This is a genomic window from Lentzea pudingi, assembly GCF_014646255.1.
GTDB classification, from domain to species: Bacteria; Actinomycetota; Actinomycetes; order Mycobacteriales; family Pseudonocardiaceae; genus Lentzea; species Lentzea pudingi.
The window spans coordinates 15,084-29,600 of sequence record NZ_BMNC01000022.1; the positions used below are offsets into that span (position 1 = coordinate 15,084).

Below are 14,517 nucleotides of genomic sequence, written 5' to 3' on the forward strand. Positions count from 1 at the left end.
CGTCGCATCTCCAAGTTGCTCTGAGTAACAGTGAGTGGGCGTGCGAAGACAGCGCGGGCACCACGAACAAGCCCGCGCTGGAGGCTGAGGAGCGATCGACAGGCCGGGTTAGGTCACCGAGCCTGGGTTAGGTTTCTAACTGACTGGGTTAGATGGGATGGAACCGTCGCTGAGCTGGGGTGAGTTAGCTGGTTAGCCGGGTTAGGTCGGGCGCTGCGAAGCCTGGCCAGCAGCGTTCGGAGCGGGTCTGCGCCGCAGCCCGCGACCTAACCCGGCGTACCTCGGGCTAGCTCTCGTCGTCCAGGTCGGCCGTCGCCTGACGCGCAAGCGCATCACGGACGGTGACAGGATCGACGGGGTAGGTGTTCTTCGTGGACGGCACCTTCACGCCGAGTTCGGCGAGCTGGTCGCGCAGCGCCTTGCCGGTGAGCGACCGGTAGGGCGTCCACCGTGGCGCGTGTTGAGCCAGGAGCGCAGGCAGGTCGGCGACCCTGATGGGCTCCTCTCCCATCACCGCGTCGAGGTCTTCGAGCAGGTTGCGGCTGACTTCGACCACCGGGGCCGCCATGGCGGTACCGGGGAGACCTCGTCCAGCAGCCTCGATCGCAGCCAGCGATCGCGTGATGATCGGCGTGACCTGGTCGTTGTTGCGGGAGACGTCCAGGAAGTACACCTGAACGATTTCCGAGCGTTCGCCGCTGAAGCCCTTGACCACAGCGGTTCCCTTGTCAGTGCCAGGAATCAGCTCCGTTGCCCGGTGGCCGGCCGCGTACGCACCCTGACCAAGTAGGGCGTCGTTGGCGACGTGATCACCGACGGCGAAAGCGATGCCGTTGGAGCAGTTGCGGGTGACGTCGCGAGGCATGCTGTCCTTTGTCGGTGCCTGCGTCGACAGGAACAGATGGATGGCTCGCTTGCGGCCGAGCCTGACGATGTCCACCAGCAGTTGCGAGATTTCCGCTCCGTAGGTGGCGTGCTGGATCGCTACGTGCGCCTCCTCCAGCAGCGCAACGATCGGGTGCAGGCCAACTCCGGCACTGGCCAGTTTGCGAGTCACCGCAGGCTCTTCGTGCTTGATGAGCAGTTCACCGCGGCTCTGCACCTCTTCGTGCAGTTCTCGCAGGTGCTCCAGGATCTCCGCGATCTTCTCGTCCTCGGCGCCCATGACGTAGCGCGAGCACCGCGGCTTGAACGCCTCGAAGTCAAAGTTCGCGTCCGGAACCCAGATCCGGAGTTCGGCGGTCGGGTCTAGGGCAGCGCCCGCCATGACGCACCGGGCCGCCGATGACTTGCCCTGGCCGGGCATGCCGCCGCCGATGGTGTTGCGTTCCAGCACCGGGCACGTGATCGGCTCACCGCGCAGCGTCCGTCCGAACGGGACACCCTTGAAGATGTCCACGCTTCCCTCGTGCAGCAACGGATACGCGCCCGCTCCTTCCGCAAGCGCGCCCTTGTCCGCCACCCACAGGTCGAGGATTCCGGCTTCGCTGCCGGTGGTCGGCCACACCTCTTTGGACAGCCGGTGCAGACCGGTGGCCAGGTCGCCGCGTCGGCGAGCGATCTTCTCGGCGGTGACGCCGGCCGGGAGCCGGAGCACCGCGTGGGTACCGCGTCCGTCCTTTCGCGCGGTGGTGATGTACTGCAACGGCAAGCCCTGCTTGATGTACGCGGTGATCTGCGGAATCCGCAGCGCCTCCAACGCACGTGCGATCGTCGTCTCGTCGATCGTGACGTCCGCGTCAGCATCCGCTGCAGTGGCCAGCCACCCCGGAGCCCTGCCCAGACGACGGCCCTCGCGCCACGCTCCGAGCAGGATCAGAGCAGGCAGGGACAGCACGAACGGCGTCCACACGACCGTGACGGCGGTGATGATCCAGCCGATCGCGTCGAGGACTCCTTCCCACACCGCGAGGAACCTGCCGGTGTCGGTGACCTGGACGAGCGTCGAGATCACCAGCAGCACCATCAGGAGAACCGCGATAGATCCCGCGGTGACCCTGGCGAGTCCAGCGGCCATGCCAGGCAGGTCCATCAGCCGACGATGCCGACGTTCCTGTGCCAGCTCCTTGCGCTCGGTCCAGTCCTGCAACGCTTCCTGGTCACCCATCGCTTCGGCGGCCTTGATCTGACGGCGGTACACGCCTAACGTGCCCGCGTCCCAGAGCCGCCGTGCCCAGGACTCGAAGCCCTGGACGACGTACAGGGAGTTGCTGAGCACGGTCCGGGTGGCCTTGACGGTGGGCTCGTGCTGACGAACCACCTGCACAGTGCGCGCGACCGTCGCGCGAGCGTGCCGGACCCGTGCGATGCCGCCGTTCCGCTCGATGCGGCGGTCGAGGGCTGCGTTCTCCTCGTCGGTGAGAAGAACGCCTTCCACCACGTGCTGTGGTTCGAGTTCCGTACTGGTGGCGGCTGCCGCACGACGGGCGCTCAGGTCGTAGACGGTCGCGCCCGCGTCGTTGTCGGTGCGGTCGGGCTGCGTGCTGCTCATCGCACCTCCTCCGGTTCCGGGGTGTCGGTCATCAGGTGGACCAGTGCCGCGCCGAACCCGAGGACGATCACGGGTAGGCAGGACACGACGGTGGTGATCTGCCACGGAGCAACGGTCATGCCAGCGGCCTTCATCAGGTGGTAGGCGACCTGGCCGCCAGCGCCGAGCACAAGCGCGCCGAGCGCGGACCACTTGGCGAACGAGCGCGCCTTGTCGGACCGGGTGCGACCGGACAGCCACACCTGCAACGCGAGCGCGGCGTAGGCCTCCATGCCGAGCGGGAGCGTGATCGCGGAATTGATCGTCCAGCCGTCCGCGATGCCGGGAAGCGGGGTGATCTCGCCGAAACCGGTGAGCTTGCCCAACTCGACCCAGCCGCCCCAGATCGCGACGAACGCACCGAGCGCGATCAGGACGATCGGCCACCGTCGCACCTGCGAGCGGGTCCGCGACGAGCCTGGCTCCGGGGCCGTCGCTGGTGCGTCCACGGCATCGGTAACCTGCGGTTCCACGGGCTCCGCTTCGTCGGAAGCCTGGCCCTGCACGGGGAGGTGAGGTGCGATCGCGTCCTCGGGCGGTGCCACCGGTTCGGGTTCGTCGGCCAGCGCGGGAACGGGTTGCAACCGGTGTTGGCTCATCTCGGTGCGCTCGTTCTCGCTGATGTAGCCGAGCGCGACGAGCGCAGCACGAGCCTTCTTCGCACCGACGTTGAACGTGCCGGCCACGCCGCGGATGGACGGCTTCTCTCCAGACTCCTCCGCCAACGTCCGAACGCGCGGGATCAGGTCCTCCAAGCGGGTGGGGTAGGCGCTGGTCATCGGCTGACTCCCTTCAAGCGAACGCGAGCGGTCGAGAACGCAGCGCCTCGGACGGCGATGCGAGGGACGTAGATGAGTGCGAACGCAGCCAGCAGCGCTGGAATCCCGAACGCCAGGACTTGTGCCACGGGCTCGTCCGGCAGGCCGGTGATCACGGCCCACTGCGCGGACGCGATGCCGAGCGTGGTGATCAGCAGTTTCCACAGCAGCACCGCGCACACGAACGCGACGCTGGAACCCAGCAACAGCAACAACATCGGCTCGTCCATCAGAGCACCGCACCCTTCGAGCGGGCGGACTCGCGCAGGGCCAGCCGGTAGGGGGCCGTTCTCGGAGCCCGAGATCCGGGCGTTGATCATGGTGGACACTGGATGTGCCTCTTCCGGTTGCAAGATCGGACAGTGGGTGTGAGAACCCGGACCGGCGGTGACTTCTTGGCGGGAGTCCGCCGGTCCGGGGCGATCAGGCGGCTTCGGTTCCGCGGCTGCGGTGGACGGCCTGGCTCCGCAGCTCCTTGCGCCGAGCGCGACGGCTCTTCGGCTTCTTGGCGTGATCGGGCATCGGCGTTGTGGCCACGGGAACGGCGCGAATCGGCGTCGTCACCTCCTGCGCGGCCTGCGACAGGGAAACGCCGTACTTCGGCGAGATCCCCGCTGCGGCACGCGCCAACATCCGGGCGTTCCGTCGCGCGACCGCAGAGCCGTCCGTTAGCGCCTCGGTCGGCGCGAACGGCGAAGCGATTTCAGCGGACAAGCTCGCAACGATGCTGGTGAGAGCCTCAGCGGTGATGCCGTCGGGGTAGTTACTGAAGACGTTCATGGGGTTCCTCTCGGAGGTGATGCGCCGACGCTAGCGCTAGAACAAGCGCTAGAACAAGCGATCACAAAGACGAGATGAGTCAGGGACATGCGGCTTTGAGGTGTCCTGCGCTAGAATTTGCGCTGGTACTGGCGCTAGATGGGGGTTCGTGTGTCGAAGGACTGGCAGGCCGTAGCCGACGCGATTAACACCCGAATGGAGCAACTCGGGCTGTCTCAGAAGGAGCTGTCAGAGCGCTCGAAGGTGAGTCCGGCGACGCTCCGTCTCATGCAGCAGGGCGCGAACGCGTCGCGATCAGCGACAACGCTTGCCGCTGTGTCCACGGCGCTCGGTTGGAAAGCTGATCACCTTGGCGACGTTGCAGCCGGCCGACCGGCCTCGGGCGACGACGCGGAGCAGGACCTACGCGAAGAGGTTCAGGCGCTCCGGGGTGAGGTCGCGGAGTTGCGCGCCGGCCTCGAAGGCTTGACCGCGAAGGTCGCTCGCTTGTCGAAGAGCTGAGTCGCCGGCCCGAGGCATCAGGACAGTTCGCGGAAGAAGGCGACCACGCCGTCCAGGATCGCTCCGCCCCACGTTGCCAACTGGCGAGCGATGACCGCTGCGCCGGCCGGGTCCCGAATCACCAGGGCCAGCACGACCAGAGCCGCCAAGGTGAGTGCTACGCGCCGGCCGGTCCCGCCGTTGGTGGGAAGCGGCATCATCGTCTGTTTCCTGGCCATCTCGGTGCTCCGTTCTCAGTGGCGTTTCTGTTGTGCTCCAAGCTTGATGCGATCTGCGCCACACGAGAACTGCCCGAGTAGTACCCCAACACCGAACTTCCACTGAACTTCCTGCACTGAACTTTCACCGAACTTCGGCGCGCTCACCTTTTGATCCCGCCAACGGGGTGGCAGCCTGGGGACATGGACCTGAATGGCGTCCCCGCCACCCTCGATCAGATGAAGGCGCTTGCCCTCACGAACTACGGGCACTTCACCTCAATGCTGGTGGAAAACGGCGCGGTGCGGGGACTGTCGTTGCACATGGACCGTCTGGCCCGCGACTGTCGACAGCTCTTCGACCAGGACCTCGACGCCGAACAGGTCCGCGGCTACGTGCGTAAGGCGCTCGGCGAACACGCAAGTGATCGCGCGGTCGTGCGAGTCACGGTCTTCGATCCGGCCTTGGACCTGGGCACCATCGGCCGCGACGCGCAGCCTCAGGTCCTCATCACACACCGCCAGGCAGCGAGTGGATCTCCAGCACCGTGGCGGCTTCAGGCCACCGCCTACCAGCGGGACATGCCGTCGGTGAAGCACATAGGCCTTTGGGGCACGATGCAGCGCCGCCGAGCTGCCCAAAAAGAGGGCTATGACGACGCCCTCTTCCTCAACCCGGACGGCACAATTTCCGAAATCGCTACGTCGAACATCGGTTTCGTTCGTGATGGCCGCATCATTTGGCCGCGATCACCGTGGCTTGCGGGCGTCACGATGACTTTGATCAACCAGGAGTTGGACGAGCAGATTGTGACGGAACCGCTGACGCTGTCCGACCTCCCGAGCATGGACGCGGCCTTCGCGACCAACGCCGCGACCGGCGTTCGAGCCGTGTCATCGGTGGACTCAACGGAGTGGGCGTCAGACGCGCATGCCGTTCTGAAGGAGTTGAGGGAGCTGTATGCCGACATTCCGGCGGAACCGGTATAGGCAGCGCTTTCGGCCCGCTAGGCTCCCTTGGAGGGTCTCCAAGGGGGAGTGTGCAATGCCGACCGTGCAGCGCTGGACCGGCGTGGAAGTGCGCGCCCTACGCGATGCAATGCGCATGAGCCTTCGAGAGTTCGCAGCTCACCTCGGTGTGAGCGAGCGGATGGTCTCGAAGTGGGAGGCCGGCCGCGAGAACATCCAGCCGCGGCCTGTGAACCAGGCAGCGTTGGACACCTGTCTGAGCCGCAGCGACCCGGACACGCACGCGCGCTTCACCTTCCTGGTGGGCGACTCCGTCGTTGGCGCAGGGGAGAAGGACGTCCAGGTCGAGCCGATCGGTAGCGGCCAGGTCCACCACCCGACCGACGGCAGCGCGATGATCCTGGTCGAGGGGAGCGTCTTCCTCGGCGGCCCGAGCAACACCCCCGCGTGGATTGCCAGCTACTACATCGACGTGTTCCCGGTGTCCAATGAGGACTACGCGCGGTTCGTTGCAGCGACTGGACATGAGCCGCCGTATCACTGGCCGGATGGTCAGTGCCCTCCCGAGATCCGTGACCACCCGGTGGTCTTCGTGACGTGGAACGACGCGAGCGCCTACGCGGCCTGGGCGGGGAAGGCCCTGCCGACCGGTCAGCAGTGGGAGAAGGCAGCCCGAGGAACGCGCGGCACGGTCTACCCGTGGGGCGATCAGCCGACGCCGGCCAAGTGCAACGTGCGTGAAAACGGCGTCGGTCTGACCACGCCGCGCGACTGCTACCAGAGCGGCGTAAGCCCGTACGGTGTCTACGACATGTGCGGGAACGTCTGGGAGTGGTGCTCCACCGAGACGAAGCCCGGCCGCCACGAGCTCAAGGGCGGTGCCTGGACGAGCCCGTTCCTTCGAGCAACTCCGTCATCGTTCAACGACGCGAACGCAACGATGAAGGATGACGACACGGGCTTCAGGTGCGTCGTCGCCGCGGACGCGATGGAAGAGCTTCTTCGCGGCCGCTGATCATAGGTCCGCAGCAGCCTCGGCGATGAGTTCCAGCGACTCGCCGGGGCTGAGTGCGATCTTCTGGAGTTCCGCGAATCGTTGTGCGAGTTGCTCCACGAGCGCCTGGTCCTCGACGTACTCGCCCTTGATGACGGTCTCCAGGTAAGCCACGTCGTTGTGTTGGCGATGGGGGAAACCGAGCAAGGTGAACGGGCACCCCATCGCCGGATAAGCCCCGGCAACCACCGGTATGACCTGCACGGTCACCGTTGAGTGTTCGCTGATCTCCATGAGGTGCAGCAATTGCGCCTTCATAACCCGAGGCCCACCAACCACTGGCCGCAGCACGCCTTCCGGAAAGACCGCCTCGACCATCGGCGGGTCCTTGTCGCCCAATCGCGTCGCCCACGCTTCTCGAACCATCGCGAGCTGCACGATCCGTTCCGGGCTGCCTGCGGCATGTGCGTAGCTGGGGAGCTGTAGTCCGGTGGGAACGAGGTCAGTGGTGAACGCGCGCAACTCCGTCGCCTCGAACACGAGATTCGCGAAGTCAGCTGTCGGATCGAAGTGCGGTTCGGCGCTGCCTCCGCCCATCCGTGCGGTCTTCGCGTACTCCGCCCGCAGCACCACGGCCTGCCATTCCGGCGTGGGCACGTTGTAGACGTAGCCGAGCGCCATGATGTCCAACGGCGTCGAGGGCTGTACCGCGTTCTCCATCGTCGACAGCTTGGCGCTGCTGAAGCCGACACGTTGGCCGGCTTCGGCAAGACTCAGTCCACGCTCGTCTCGCCACAACGCCAACCGCCGGCCGATGGAGCGCTCGAGCGTTGTGGCTCGGAAGTCCTTCGGCATCTCCGCTTACTTCACGTCCATCGCGTCGCGCAGCTCGTCGAACGGGACGAAGCTGCACCCGCGTAGTTCTCGGATCAACGCCACGGCGACCAGCCAGCGAATCTTGGGATTTCCGTAGTCGAGTTCGGAGGCCGCGATCGGAGTTGGAGCGAACATGCCTGGTCCGTAGAGCGTCCCCCGCACACCCACAAGCGCGAAGCTCCTAACCCGGACGGCGACGGCACCGCGCTGAAGGGCTGGGCACCGCTTCAGGGAAATCGCGACGCACCGCGCACAGATGGGCGGCTCCACCGAGGCCATGCCTTCAGGCCAGCGCGGCCAGTCTCCGCGGTGGTCGCGCAACAGCCACAAGACACCCTCCGGCGTCTGGTCAGCCGGTCCCGCGCACACCTGGCACAGCAGTTCGTTCATCGCACGCCGCTGCCGCGCCGGATGCACCCTGGCGAACTCCGGCTTGCCTTCCTTTGGGCGCTCGGCGACCTTCTGCCACAGGACGCCAAGGTGGTCACGATCTCCAGGAAGTTCCTGCGCGTACCCGATTCCCAGGCCTCCAGGGCGAACGACCAGGCCGCATTTGAGGTCCTGCTCCGCGGTGGTCGCGGTGACGTAGGGCGCGACGATGCGGCTGGACTGAGCGAGATTTGTCCCGGTCATGGCGTCCGGAGCTTCGGTGCTTTGCCGACGACCAGCGTTGGTGCGTGCCGGGTGTCGGGCTCTGGGAGCTCCAGGAGGCGGAAGACGACATCGGCGAGAGTGCCGCTTCGCTCCCACACGATCTCGGAGGGCTGTCCGGTGCTGAGGCGGATACGCAGCCCGAGTGCATCGGTCTCGTCGCGAACCCGGAGGCAGTCCCGCCACCCGGCCAGCCAGACCCTGGCCCCGTCGAGGACCGCATCGGGATCACCGGGGTCGTCGACAGGCAGGAAGATCCAGCCCGCCTCACGAATGAGGACCAGGTACTGGAGGCTGGGAAAGAGCGTCACCGCCTCGGCGTCGGTGAGCGGACTCATGCCCCGCCCACCGATGCACCGCGAGCACTGATGATCAACCACATGCCTGGAACGTAGAACCGTTCCAACAGGCCAAGGGGTACGAGCTGTACCCCCACCTGATCAGGTCAAGCCGCGATACCGACCCGCTCGCACAGGTCGAGGACGTCTTGGCGCAGTCCTGCCGGCGGCTTGCTGCGCAGGTTGATCAGCATCTCCCGTGCGAAGCCGTTGTACTTGATCGTCTCGGACGCCGTTCGCTCCGAGTGGTTGAGCAGCGCCCACACCGCGTGCTGCTCCCCGCGCTGGTCATGAGCACGGGCAACTTCGATCAGGTGCCGAGCCCGACGTGGCACCGAGACGATGGTCTCCGGCTCGATCTGGTCGGCCGCGCGCAGTGCCTCGGCGGGGCGCCGCAGTTCCACGCCAAGAGTTGTGGCGTGCGCGGCCATCACGGGACGGCTGAACGAGGACTGCGTGTGCCGGTAGCCGGTCGGGAGCTCCTGCGCAATGCGGTCCGCGAGCTCCCACGCTTCCCAGGCTTCGCCATGCCGGCCGCGACGAGCGTGAACGTAGGCGACCTCGACCTTCAGCGCGCCCCACATGCCGCGCCAGTCGTCGCCGCTGTCGAGGTAGGGCTCAAGTTCGCGGGTGCCGAACGCTGCCACGTCCAGCGCTTCATCCCAACGGCCGACGTCGCGCAGCGCCTGGACCTTCGCCCACACGCCTCCGGCGATCGCGAGCGGGTCGTCAGCTTCGAGCGCCTCGTTCATCGCCCGGTCTGCGACGAGCCACACCAACTCCGCGGCTGGCTGGTACGCGCAGAAGAAGTCGGCGAGTCGGTAGACGCCTGCGAGCACGCGGCGTGCGTCGCGGCGTTCCTCACCGCGGATGACCCGTACGGCGCGCTGAGCGTCGCGGATCAGGTCGGGGAGGAGCAGGCCGAGTTGGGTGCGGTGGTCGGGGCTTGCGTGCCGCACCTGCCATGCCTGGTCCAGGCGGACCGCGAGATGCGCGACGTTCGGTGGGCGGGCGTCGCTGGTCAGGTGGTAGTCGGTCAGCGCGGCCTGTACTGCGGCTAGGGCTACGTGCTTCTCGCCGGCGAACACGGAGACCGGTACGGCGTGGCCGTTGCCGGTGAGGTCAGCGAGGTCCTGGACGCCGAGTGCGTGGGCGATGCGGAGCAGCATCGGCAGGCGAGGTGCTTGCAGGCGGCCGTTCTCGACTGCCTTCACCCACTCGGCGCTCCTGTCGACCAGCCCGGCAAGAACGGGGCGAGACATGCCAGCGCGATCCCGCGCCCACTTAATGCGTTGCCCGATCGTGGTGTGCGCAGGATCGGGAAAACCCGAGGTCGCCATAGATCCACCTCATCGCCGGATATGTCCCCGCCGATGCCCCCGGTGGCTGACCGAGGGCACGCATCTAACACGGACGTCATGTTCATCGTAGCGGCGATGGACGATGTGGAGCATGCTCCACCGGCGCACGATGCCCGACGAGGAACTGAACACCCAATGCGGTTAACACCTTTGCTGCAGATACGGCTTCATTTGAGGCTCGCAAGAATGGAGTCGTTCGCGATTCTAGAGCTCGTTCATTTTGAGTCGATAGTTCGTGGTTCGTGCTCCCATCAGGTTGTGCCCTCCTGGGCCGCGAACATTGCGCGGTTCCATCGCAAGGTCCTGATTTAGAGCGAAAAGCTGGGATAGTAGGTCTTCTTTTTCCGAGAACCCATACGTTTTCAGGACCGCTTGGTCGAGTTCAGAGTGAATTTCCCGCAATTTACTCTTCCCGGGCTGCCGGAGTGCGTCATATTGCTTCGCCAGGGTAATTCCCTGACTTAGATACCCGGCTCGTATTTCGAGTAGTGAACTGACCACCGATGTAACGTCTGCTACATCATCTGTAGATGGAGCTTGCGGCCATGGGAAGCTGTCCCAGACGGTCGAGGTCGTGTATCGAGGATCGCCCTTGAAGGTTGAGCAGCGTGCCTCAAGCCAGACGCGATGCACTGCACTCGATAGAATCCCCAGTGAGTAGTCGTCGTCCAGTGTGAAAACGGTGAGGGCATCGCCTGGATGAATTGACGAATCTACAAACTGAAAAACTGAAGCGCGATTAAAGGTTGCGACTCGTGAAGTAGCGATATAGCGATCTATCTTCGACAGCGAGTTGATCAGTTCGGGGCGGCGACGCCACTGCTGCCACCATCGGTTCATAAATAGGCGGTGCTGCGCCTCGGGTTTAAACTTTGAGCTGATCGACCCCTTAGCGTTCCTTTCTTCCTCGCGTGCCAGCAAGCGCTCGCGTTCTGGAAGAACAATATCAGCAAGGTGCTTCATAACGGCGGGGTACTTCGTCTGTGCCTCAAGCAGGTCAGAGTCAGCGATGTCGATAATCCACCTATCTACTTCAACCTGCTGAAGCATCGGCTTTCCGCCGAGGTATGGGTGGATGACCTCGCTGCCACCTTTTGAAGCGATCAAACGAGCCTTTGCCTCCGAGTCAATCACATAGCCCTTGGTCACGCCCGGCGTCTGGCCTTGGAAGCAAACTGCAGGATTTTGGTTCGACTCAAGGGCTGCTGCTTTGCGGACATCAATCGAAGCGGTAAGTGCAGGAGGGATGTGGTCGAGCTCTAGGAGCAGTTCTCCTTCGTTGAGCCAAAGTGTCTTCGGTGTTGGCGCCGGATTACTGTCGTCAGGCTTGATCCAGTTAACAATCGAGACGTGTACAACTGCGTCGCCAGACCAAGGTTTCGACGAAACTGCGTCGTAGATAATCCCGCCATGATCGACGACATAGTCTAGCGAGACGGCTCGCGACTCGTTTTGCCTAATGCTATTGGTCGCAACCAGTCCGGCCCGGCCTCCTGGAGGCAAGTTGTCATGTGTTAGGGGAAACCAGTAGCAAACGAAGTCTGAGACTCCGCCTACTGTCGGGAATTCGGCCGCCAAGCGCTGGGTGTAGTCAGTTCCAAGCTCCTCCGCCATCTTCCTTCGGCCGAGATAGGGGGGATTTCCTACGATCGCATCAGCTTTGGGCCATGGTGTAAATAGTGCGTCTGCTGCAATGAAGTTCGCATCGAGGTTCTCTAGCGGTAAAATTTCTTCATAGTCTCCTAGTTCGTCAGCTGCAAGCTTCTTTCCGAGCATCATCGTCACTTTGGCCACTTCAACCGCAAATGGATTCCGATCGATGCCAAAGAACTGTCCTGCGTGAACGTATGAAATTCCACCCTGGCCAGGAACTACGGACTTTGGTGCTAGCTCCGCGATGGTCTGAAGGATCTCGTGTTCAATTCGGCGAAGTTCCCGATATGCGACGTAAAGAAAATTTCCTGAGCCGCATGCGGGGTCGAGTACCCGATATTGAGAAAGTTCGACCAGGAGCTTATTCATGGCAGGCACACCGCCGCGGCCGCGCGTACGTGACTCGGCGATGCGTTCCCGCCAGGGTGCAACAATCGTCGGAATTACAATCCGAGCTATATCAGCTTGGCTGGTAAAGTGAGCGCCGTAAGCGTGGCGCTCACCAGAGGCCATGGATTGCTCAAATAGGGTTCCGAAGATCTCAGGGCGCACCGCCGACCAGTCTGTATTTGCGGCTTCTCGCAGTGCGACCAGTTCGAGCTTTGACACCTCGAATGGAGCTACGTCTGCGAAGAGGCCGCCATTGAAATAAGGCGTGTGCTTGTATCGACCACCAGGTGTCGAGCCGGGGGTGTTCATCTCCCGAAACAAGCCGAAGATGTTTTCGTAGGCTGCCTCGGCTGGTCTAGGTGAAGCTAGAGAGTCGTCTAGGGCGCTGGTGAAGACGTGTCCCGGAAGAAGTCCAATGTCTTCAGCGAACATCGCCATGACTGTCTGGAGAGTAAAACGCTGTGCATCATTGCGTGTAATTCCGCGTGCCCTTAGTTCAGAGAACACGCGTGCAACTTTCGCTGCTGCTTCGCGTGTGACCTCCACTAGGTCATTGGCGAAGATCGGCTTTCCCTCGTGAGGAAGGAGGAAAGAAAGCGTGTCCCAACGGACGGGCAGGTCTTTGAGTGAGACGCGATCAACGGGCTCTTCTAGTTGGGCGTCGAAATCGTACACCCAAAATTCGTCAAAGTTGCAGAGAATGACGTATCGTGGTCGATCTGGTACCGCTCGCATCCAGTACTCGAATGCTTGGCGATAGTGGCGACCCAGATCGCTGCCAGCCTTCTTCATCTCAATGAGGCATCGTGGCTTCCACATGAGATCAGCAAAGGCTGTGCCCCTGGCAGCACCCTGGCCTACATCCCGCTTTTTGATACGGTACTCCAGAGTTGCGCCAGCCTCTTGGATACCGCCGTGACCATACGCCCGGAACAGCCGGTCCAGAAACGTCTGGGCTTCGCTCTTCTCGTCTCCCCTTAGGTGCGATGCTCGCCATGAGGCAAGCCCTCCGAGGTCACGGCGAAGTTCATCGGGCGTCGGGTTGTGCGCGCTGTCAGCCACCACGGTGGCGAGCTTAGGTGCCAGAACGCTGTTAGCGGTGCAACCGTTCCGGTAGTGCAGCCGTGCCGCTATCGCAGCAGCTACGAGGCTGTGCCTACACGTGACGATGAGGCGATCATGTCCTTGAACCTCGAACACCGGTGGCACCGGAACGTCAACGTCATGGTCGTGATGGACTGCGTCGAGCGCTGCCAGTTGCGGGCTCGCTCTGACCCGGTATCCCGATTGACCTTGCCGAACTGGTGCCGAATCTCGGCCTGTAGCATGCATCTAACCAGGTCAAACGTGGTGGTCGCGGCACACTGTAAATCCGTCGCGAAAGCTACAGAGGTTCGAATCCTCTACCCGCCACAGCAGGAGCTAAGGCCCTGTGACCAGGAAGTTCTGGTCACAGGGCCTTTCTCGTGCTGTACGGCTCTGTCCGGCGTGGACCCTCTGATGGGTGAAGACATCACGCTGTTGATGTGAAGGCGCACAGTACGGAAGCGCCTCTTTGCCGGACTATGAGAAGCCCTCGGCAAGAGCGACCCATGCCCTCCACGGCGTTCTCGACAGGGCGCAAGCGTCCTGCGAGCAACCGCGCGGTCCGGTCAGGGGACCGAGAGCCCGGTCTACACCTTGCTCGCGACCACCATGTAGTTCTCGGCCTCAAGATCGAACGTGCTCACTTCCGGCCGGAGTCCGACCCGGTGCAGCTCGACTTCGAGTTCCTCGTACCGATAGGGCCAGCAGGACAGCAGTTCCGAGTGGACAAGAACCAACCCAGTCGCATCAACCTGGGCGATCGCAATCTCGATGTGGTGCTCCTCCTCCCAATGCGGCGCGATCTCCCAGCGGTAGACCACAACGGCATCGCGACCGTTCCGGCGGACGAGTCGGTCACCGATGTCCAGCCGGGAGCCTCTGGCCCTCACGAGTTCCCACGTGCGGGATGTGAGCACCAAGCGCCCGCCGGGGCGCAAAAGCCGTGACATCGACTCCAGAGCAGCACCCCTGCCTGTCGCGCCCGCGGCATGGTGAAGCGAGTTGCCAACGCAGAACAGCATGTCGAACGTGCCGTCCTCGAAATGGTCGGGCAACTCTTCCCAGCTCGCCCGCACGGCCCGGACGGATACCCCGAACTCCTCGGACAACTCCGCGGTCCGTCGAACCATCGCTTCGCTGGCGTCGGTTGCGACAACCTGTATGCCACGACCGGCGAGGCCAATCGCCAACTGTCCGGTTCCGCACGAACAGTCGAGGACGTGAGCGTTTGCCGGCAGGAGGCTGAGGACGTCATCGAACGACGCAGCGAACTCGGCTGGAGCCACCTTTGCATCCGAGATGAGCCATTCGTACACCTCGGCGAGCACGTCATAATCCGTCACGACCACTACCTCCGTCACGCAGCAGACTTT

Annotated in this window: 14 protein-coding genes; 3 read left to right on the forward strand and 11 right to left on the reverse strand. The window is 63.7% G+C overall.

Annotated features, from left to right (window positions below; all coding sequences use genetic code 11):
- Positions 1-286: 286 nt before the first annotated feature.
- The 4 genes from IEY88_RS39810 to IEY88_RS39825 form a co-directional block, all read right to left on the reverse strand.
- Positions 287-2,491: an ATP-binding protein gene (locus tag IEY88_RS39810; RefSeq protein ID WP_189160105.1), complete on the reverse strand. Its 2,205-nt coding sequence runs from the start codon at positions 2,489-2,491 to the stop codon at positions 287-289.
- Complete coding sequence (locus IEY88_RS39815) at positions 2,488-3,309, reverse strand: ABC transporter permease (protein WP_189160106.1); 822 nt, start codon at positions 3,307-3,309, stop codon at positions 2,488-2,490. Before IEY88_RS39815 ends, IEY88_RS39810 begins: the two co-directional genes overlap by 4 nt.
- Positions 3,306-3,578, reverse strand: a complete 273-nt coding sequence (locus tag IEY88_RS39820) for a hypothetical protein (protein WP_189160107.1) — start codon at positions 3,576-3,578, stop codon at positions 3,306-3,308. Before IEY88_RS39820 ends, IEY88_RS39815 begins: the two co-directional genes overlap by 4 nt.
- Positions 3,579-3,771: 193 nt before the next feature.
- Positions 3,772-4,128 carry a hypothetical protein gene (locus tag IEY88_RS39825; RefSeq protein ID WP_189160108.1) on the reverse strand — a complete coding sequence of 119 codons (357 nt, stop codon included), beginning with the start codon at positions 4,126-4,128 and terminating at the stop codon, positions 3,772-3,774.
- Positions 4,129-4,278: 150 nt separating this feature from the next.
- Between IEY88_RS39825 and IEY88_RS39830 the strand changes: the two genes are divergently transcribed.
- Positions 4,279-4,629, forward strand: a complete 351-nt coding sequence (locus IEY88_RS39830) for a helix-turn-helix domain-containing protein (protein ID WP_189160109.1) — start codon at positions 4,279-4,281, stop codon at positions 4,627-4,629.
- Positions 4,630-4,646: 17 nt separating this feature from the next.
- Here IEY88_RS39830 and IEY88_RS39835 read toward each other — a convergent pair whose 3' ends face one another.
- Complete coding sequence (locus IEY88_RS39835) at positions 4,647-4,847, reverse strand: hypothetical protein (protein ID WP_189160110.1); 201 nt, start codon at positions 4,845-4,847, stop codon at positions 4,647-4,649.
- 183 nt (positions 4,848-5,030) lie between these two features.
- Here IEY88_RS39835 and IEY88_RS39840 point away from each other — a divergent pair, with 183 nt between their 5' ends.
- A complete protein-coding gene (locus IEY88_RS39840; RefSeq protein WP_189160111.1) occupies positions 5,031-5,816 on the forward strand; it encodes an aminotransferase class IV family protein in 786 nt (261 codons plus the stop codon).
- A gap of 55 nt (positions 5,817-5,871) precedes the next feature.
- Positions 5,872-6,810 (forward strand): SUMF1/EgtB/PvdO family nonheme iron enzyme, encoded by a 939-nt coding sequence (locus IEY88_RS39845; RefSeq protein ID WP_189160112.1) that lies wholly within the window; start codon positions 5,872-5,874, stop codon positions 6,808-6,810.
- Here IEY88_RS39845 and IEY88_RS39850 read toward each other — a convergent pair whose 3' ends face one another.
- The 6 genes from IEY88_RS39850 to IEY88_RS39875 all read right to left on the reverse strand — a co-directional run bounded on the left by IEY88_RS39850 (position 6,811) and on the right by IEY88_RS39875 (position 14,505).
- Positions 6,811-7,644 carry a helix-turn-helix domain-containing protein gene (locus IEY88_RS39850; RefSeq protein ID WP_189160113.1) on the reverse strand — a complete coding sequence of 278 codons (834 nt, stop codon included), beginning with the start codon at positions 7,642-7,644 and terminating at the stop codon, positions 6,811-6,813. It abuts the gene before it with no gap.
- 6 nt (positions 7,645-7,650) lie between these two features.
- Positions 7,651-8,298 (reverse strand): hypothetical protein, encoded by a 648-nt coding sequence (locus IEY88_RS39855; protein ID WP_189160114.1) that lies wholly within the window; start codon positions 8,296-8,298, stop codon positions 7,651-7,653.
- Complete coding sequence (locus tag IEY88_RS39860; RefSeq protein WP_189160115.1) at positions 8,295-8,654, reverse strand: hypothetical protein; 360 nt, start codon at positions 8,652-8,654, stop codon at positions 8,295-8,297. Before IEY88_RS39860 ends, IEY88_RS39855 begins: the two co-directional genes overlap by 4 nt.
- Before the next feature lie 107 nt (positions 8,655-8,761).
- A complete protein-coding gene (locus tag IEY88_RS39865) occupies positions 8,762-9,994 on the reverse strand; it encodes a helix-turn-helix domain-containing protein (RefSeq protein WP_189160116.1) in 1,233 nt (410 codons plus the stop codon).
- A gap of 225 nt (positions 9,995-10,219) precedes the next feature.
- Positions 10,220-13,123, reverse strand: a complete 2,904-nt coding sequence (locus IEY88_RS39870) for a DNA methyltransferase (RefSeq protein WP_229694198.1) — start codon at positions 13,121-13,123, stop codon at positions 10,220-10,222.
- Between the two features lie 608 nt (positions 13,124-13,731).
- Complete coding sequence (locus IEY88_RS39875; RefSeq protein ID WP_229694199.1) at positions 13,732-14,505, reverse strand: class I SAM-dependent methyltransferase; 774 nt, start codon at positions 14,503-14,505, stop codon at positions 13,732-13,734.
- Positions 14,506-14,517 lie beyond the last annotated feature (12 nt).